General features: G+C 41.8%; 7 protein-coding genes. 4 read left to right on the top strand and 3 right to left on the bottom strand.

All coding sequences use genetic code 11. The features are described from left to right. Positions 1 to 30: 30 nt before the first annotated feature. The 4 genes from GD002_RS04615 to GD002_RS04630 all read left to right on the top strand — a co-directional run bounded on the left by GD002_RS04615 (position 31) and on the right by GD002_RS04630 (position 4,304). Entirely contained in the window at positions 31 to 1,077 is a 1,047-nt protein-coding gene (locus GD002_RS04615) for a fatty acid desaturase (RefSeq protein WP_153731163.1), read from the top strand. Between the two features lie 111 nt (positions 1,078 to 1,188). Beyond that, positions 1,189 to 2,316 (top strand): sensor histidine kinase, encoded by a 1,128-nt coding sequence (locus GD002_RS04620; RefSeq protein ID WP_153731164.1) that lies wholly within the window; start codon positions 1,189 to 1,191, stop codon positions 2,314 to 2,316. A 5-nt stretch (positions 2,317 to 2,321) separates the two neighbouring features. Next, positions 2,322 to 2,939, top strand: a complete 618-nt coding sequence (locus GD002_RS04625; protein ID WP_153731165.1) for a response regulator transcription factor — start codon at positions 2,322 to 2,324, stop codon at positions 2,937 to 2,939. 54 nt (positions 2,940 to 2,993) lie between these two features. Then, a complete protein-coding gene (locus GD002_RS04630; RefSeq protein ID WP_153731166.1) occupies positions 2,994 to 4,304 on the top strand; it encodes a D-serine ammonia-lyase in 1,311 nt (436 codons plus the stop codon). 139 nt (positions 4,305 to 4,443) lie between these two features. Here GD002_RS04630 and thiW read toward each other — a convergent pair whose 3' ends face one another. The 3 genes from thiW to GD002_RS04645 all read right to left on the bottom strand — a co-directional run. Next, entirely contained in the window at positions 4,444 to 4,932 is a 489-nt protein-coding gene (thiW, locus tag GD002_RS04635; RefSeq protein ID WP_153731167.1) for an energy coupling factor transporter S component ThiW, read from the bottom strand. Between the two features lie 131 nt (positions 4,933 to 5,063). Next, on the bottom strand, positions 5,064 to 5,717 hold the full coding sequence (gene thiE, locus GD002_RS04640) for a thiamine phosphate synthase (protein ID WP_153731168.1): 654 nt from the start codon (positions 5,715 to 5,717) through the stop codon (positions 5,064 to 5,066). Then, the coding region (locus tag GD002_RS04645) for a bifunctional hydroxymethylpyrimidine kinase/phosphomethylpyrimidine kinase (protein ID WP_194841470.1) at positions 5,718 to 6,000 on the bottom strand (283 nt) is incomplete at its 5' end.

The raw sequence follows: 6,000 nt of genomic DNA on the forward strand, positions 1-6,000 counted from the left end.
TAGCAAACCCAATAGGAGGGACATTCAAATATGAGTAAAGAGAAAACGAAACAGCTACACAAAGATGTTGCGCCTTTCGCGAAGTCAGACGTAAAGAAGAGCGTTATTCAGTTACTGAACACGATACCGCCTGTTTTTATTTTATGGTTCTTGGCATATCAAAGCTTAAAAGTTTCTGTAGTTTTAACAGTTGCCCTAGCCATCGTAGCTGCATTCTTTGTAGTCCGCACATTCATTATCTTTCATGACTGTACGCACGGTTCATTCTTCCCCAATAAAAAAGCAAATAATATTGTTGGAACAATCACCGGCGTGCTGACATTATTTCCTTATGAAAAATGGAAAAGAGAGCACTCCATCCACCATGCAACTAGTTCGAATCTAGATAAACGCGGTGTAGGAGATATTTGGGTAATGACAGTGGAAGAATATACACAAGCTTCTAAATTAGAACGCCTTGGATATCGTTTCTATCGTAGTCCCCTTGTTTTGTTTGGCTTAGGGCCTTTGTATTTAGTATTAATCTCTGGGCGTTTAAACCGTAAAGATGCACGCAAGAAAGAGCGTTTGAACACTTATTTAATAAATGTGATTCTTGTTGTGCTGTATAGCGCGATGATCTGGTTCATCGGCTGGCAGGCATTCCTTTTGATCCAAGGTACGATGATGTTCACAGCTGCAATGCTTGGGATTTGGCTATTTTATATCCAACACACATTTGAAGACTCTTATTTTGAAGAGGAGTCTGATTGGGATTACGTAAAAGCAGCAGTAGAAGGCAGTTCATACTACCAATTGCCGCGTATTCTGCAATGGGCTACCGGCAACATCGGATTTCACCATGTTCACCATTTAGCTCCACGTGTACCGAATTATAATCTAGAAATGGCACATGAATTGACACCGCCATTGCATAAAGCAACAACGATTACGTTGAAAACAAGTCTGGAATCGCTACGCTACCGTGTGTATGATCCAGCAAATAAAAAGTTCATTACGTTTAAAGAAGCAAAACGATATATGTCAAATAAAAACTTATCGATTGATTTGAAAGCAAAGCGCACAAGATTTGAATAAATTGGCGAGAGAAGGACTTCCTTCTCCGCCTTTTTAATTTGCACGATCGATTCAGAAGGTGAAGAGTGCAAATATTTGTTACAATGAATGAAAGGATGGCGATGAGAACCTATGCACAGCTGGTACAGTATTTTCCCAAAAAGTCCATGGCTCAGCATTTATGCATGGGTCGTATTTTGTATACTACCTTTCTTTTTTATTTTACGCACTGCTTCACCGATTGACTTAACAATCGGTTTTACACTATTAGTATTCTTTTTCCTATCCTACTACTTTTCCGTGAAGTCCCAGAGTGGCTTAATGTATATGTGGATTAGTTTTGAAATAGTAATTACAGTTGTGATGACCTTGTTATTCGGTTATGTATATTTGTCAATTTTTATTGCATTCTTCATTGGGAATATTCGAAATCCAATTGGGTTCTTCATTATTTACGGCTTACATATTGCGATTTTGATCGGTGCAGTTGTTGCAGGTTTTTTTATAGAAATCGATCTGTTTCTTCCACAGATTCATTTTATAATCGTTTCTATTATTGGTGTCGTTTTGCTACCGTTCAACTTATATAATCGGCAGAAACGCGATCGACTACAAGATCAGCTGATAGTGGCGCAAGAACGTATTTCAGAGTTGACGATTGTGCAGGAACGTGAACGAATTGCAAGGGATCTTCATGATACGCTCGGCCAAAAGCTGTCCATGATCGGGTTAAAAAGTGATTTAGCTATGCGTTTGATGGAACGCGATGCACAGGCAGCAGTAGCGGAAATTCAAGATATTCGGCAAATCTCCAGCACTGCTTTAAAAGAAGTCCGTGTTTTAGTCAGTGGTATGCGTCGTATAAAGCTAAGAGATGAGCTCGTTCGTGTTCAGCAATTACTAAAAGCTGCAGAAATAGAAGTGAAGTTGGAGGGAGACCCGAACTTCCCCGACATGTCACCTATTGTGGAAAATGTATTAGTTATGTGTTTAAAAGAAGCGATTAATAATGTCGTAAAGCATAGCTACGCAAAACAATGTTGCATTGCCTTCGAACAGTCAACGAAAGAGTTCATAATTAAAGTGAAAGATAATGGCATTGGAATTGCGCAAAATGGTGTAAATCTACCGGGGAATGGGTTGGATGGCATGCAAGAACGCCTAGAATTTGTCAATGGCAGTCTGTCGATCACGAGTCTTGAAGGAACGCAGGTCACGATTACCGTTCCAGCCGTTTTGAAACAAATAAAGGAAGGATGATAGATGTGATCCGCATTGTGATAGCAGAAGACCAGGGAATGTTGCTCGGTGCATTAGGGTCTTTATTAAATTTAGAAGAAGACATGGAAGTAGTGGGGATGGCGAAAAACGGGCAGGAAGCCGTAGATTTGGTCAAAGAGTTGAAGCCTGATATTTGTATAATGGATATTGAAATGCCTATTAAAACAGGCTTAGATGCAGCAGAGGAATTACAGGATGTGGATTGTCAGATCATCATTTTGACAACATTTGCTAGAGGAGGTTATTTCGAACGTGCACGTAATGCAGATGTGCGTGGATACCTACTAAAAGATAACCCTATAGAAGAGCTCGTGAAATCAATTCACTCCATTATCAATGGTCGTCGAATTTACGCTCCTGAACTAATTGATATGGTATTTGACATGAAAGAGGAAGATAAAAACCCATTAACAGAGCGAGAATGTCAAGTTCTGAAGCTCGTGTCGGAAGGGAAGACAACGAAACAAATTGCGGCTGAATTGTATTTATCACCGGGAACGGTACGAAATTATGTATCTACTATTTTAGATAAACTTGGTGTGCGAAATCGTATTGAAGCCATTTCAATGTTTCAGGAGAAAGGCTGGTTTACTAACTGCTGACTTCCACATACAATGATTTTGCGAGCATGTTACTACAAGGGAGAGATCAATGGGATGAATAATCTTACACAAAGTGAATGGCTTTCTAAATTACCTTTATTACAGGAAGTTATGGAAAAGAAAGAAGTCTTATGGAAAAACCCATTAATAGAACCCACAACTGCAGGTCTTGCCAAGACAAGCTTATCACAAGAAGATGTGACGGATGCTCGTCAACGACTGGAAAGATTTGCGCCTTACTTGGCAAAAGTTTTCCCAGACACGGCTGTTAATGATGGCATTATCGAATCGACGTTAACTCCTATTCCCAAGATGAAAAACGTATTGGAAAGAGATTTTGATATCAATATTCCGGGTCAGCTTCTGTTGAAACAAGACAATGCACTACCTATTTCTGGTTCCATAAAAGCTCGTGGTGGGATCTATGAAGTATTGAAGCATGCGGAAACATTAGCGATGAAGCATCAGTTACTAACCGATACATACGATTATAGGCAATTCGCTGAATCAAAGTTTCAACAATTGTTTGCGAAGCATAAAATTGCGGTAGGTTCAACAGGAAACTTGGGTTTGAGTATTGGAATTATGAGTGCCCAACTTGGTTTTAATGTAACGGTACATATGTCTGCCGATGCAAAGCAATGGAAGAAAGATTTATTGCGCTCCAAGGGTGTACATGTCGTAGAGTATAAAGATGATTATAGTAAAGCCGTGGAAGAGGGTAGACGCCAAGCAGACGCGGATCCATCTTGCCACTTCATAGACGATGAAAATTCAACAGATCTATTCATGGGCTATGCAGTTGCTGGTGAGCGAGTTGCAGCTCAATTGAAAGAACAACATATTGTCGTGGATCAAGACCATCCTCTTTTTGTCTACTTACCTTGTGGTGTAGGCGGGGGGCCAGGCGGTGTGGCGTTCGGTTTAAAATTGGTATTTGGTGATCATGTCCATTGTCTGTTTGCAGAGCCTACACACTCTCCGTGCATGATGATCGGCATGATGACAGGGCTACATGATAAAATCTCTGTGGCAGATTTCAGTTTGGATAATAAAACAGTAGCTGACGGTCTAGCAGTTGGCACAGCTTCTGCCTTTGTTGGTAAGACAATGGAACCTTTCCTGGCAGGTTGCTACACAGTTAAGGATCGTACATTATTCAAATTATTAAAAGAGCTAGCGGACAGTGAAAACATTTGGTTAGAGCCGTCTGCACTTGCCGGAATGGCTGGTCCTGTACAAGTTATCATGTCCAATATACCATCGGCAGATTCTTCAAAAGCCACGCACCTTGTATGGGCAACAGGGGGGAACATGGTGCCAGAAGAGGAAATGCAAAGTTATTACCAGCAAGGAGAAAATTAATTCGCCTTATTTCCCGGGAAATCGACAAAAGCTACTGAGAAGAATTTTTTCTCTGTGGCTTTTTTAATTTATAGAGGTTAGTTCTTATTACATTTATAAAAAAGAACAACCACATTATGTGACTGCCCTTCAGCCTATATCAATGTAAATCTCGAAATACCTTCAATTTTAAAAGCCGAGGTGCCAGTAACAGTCCGATGATCGTACCACTGACTGTGGAGACTAGGAATGGTGGTAGGAAGAAAAAAGTAGTCACTGTTGTCCCCATCAAGATTTTTGCATATGGAACAGCAAATAGGGGGGCAATAAAGCCAGTTCCAATCACTTCTCCGATACCTGCACTCCAACGTTTTTTAATTTTGTGATACAAAACGCCTGCCAAGAATGCACCTATCATACCACCTGGAAATGCAAGTAGTGACCCAGTTCCGGTCAGCACGCGAACGAGCCCTGTCAGAAAAGCGACGATGACGGCAGCTCCTGGTCCCATGATGATCGCAACGATCACATTGACGGCATGCTGGATTGGATACGCTCTTGCAATGCCAGCTGGAAATGAAATAAAGGCAGACCCGGCAACTGCAATTGCGACAAACATTGTCATAAAAATCATTTTACGTGTATTCATGATGACCTCATTTATCTGCATTCAGCAGAAGACCGCCACTTCTATAAGTGGCGGGAAGAATGCAAGCATTTTTTATGTTCAGTGAGAGTTCAAACTCCGGCTGCAACTATGCCGAGGTGTAATGGATTAGTTCAGATGGACTGTATGGCTTCAGAAAAGGCCTGCGTCGCTTTCATTGGTTCATCAGCAGATGCGATAGAAGAAATAATTGCGACTCCGTCAGCACCCGCTAGCAGAACAGGAGCAAAATTATCAATGGAGATACCACCGATCCCTACAATTGGCATGTCAGGAAAAGATGTATGAATATCCTTGACGAGTGTAGAACCGACAACAGCCGAAGCATCTAACTTCGTTGCTGTAGGATAGATAGGCCCGAGTCCTACATAGTCGGCACCGATCGATTGCGCCAGTTGGACCTCGTTAGCATTATGAGTGGAAACACCTAGCCATTTGTCAGGGCCGATACGCTTGCGGACGCTGCTCGCTAGCTCATCATCTTGACCGACATGTACACCGTCTGCATTAATAGCTAATGCTAAATCCACATCATCGTTGATAATAAAAGGAATGCGGTACAATCGACACAATGCCTGGCATTTTTTCGCGAAACCGAGTAAGGCATCTCCTTCTAATGCATGTTCTCCTTTTTCGCGCAACTGAAAGCAAGTAATGCCTCCGCGAAGTGCTGCTTCTAAAACGGCTAGGGGCTCTTGTTCTTTAGCGTTTGGAGTCCCCATAACAAAATAAAGACTCAATGCTTTTCGCACTTCATCGTTTCTCAATCAGAGCATCTCCTTTTTCAACTTCGCATACGCCCAGTGGTTAGTCGGGCCGTGGCCTGAGCCAATTCGTAAGCCATCTTCAATCGCAGCTTGAATGAATTGTTTTGCCTCTGCAACCGAGTCTGAAATAGAACAGCCCTTGGCAATAAACCCAGTCAAGGCAGCTGCAAAGGTACAGCCTGTTCCATGCGTATCTTTCGTATGGACCCAAGGTGTAGTCATCGTGAACGATTGACCATCACAATCGACAAAGTAATCCTTTGCCTCGAGCACATCATTACGG

The organism is Sporosarcina obsidiansis, from assembly GCF_009651005.1.
GTDB lineage: Bacteria > Bacillota > Bacilli > Bacillales_A > Planococcaceae > Sporosarcina > Sporosarcina obsidiansis.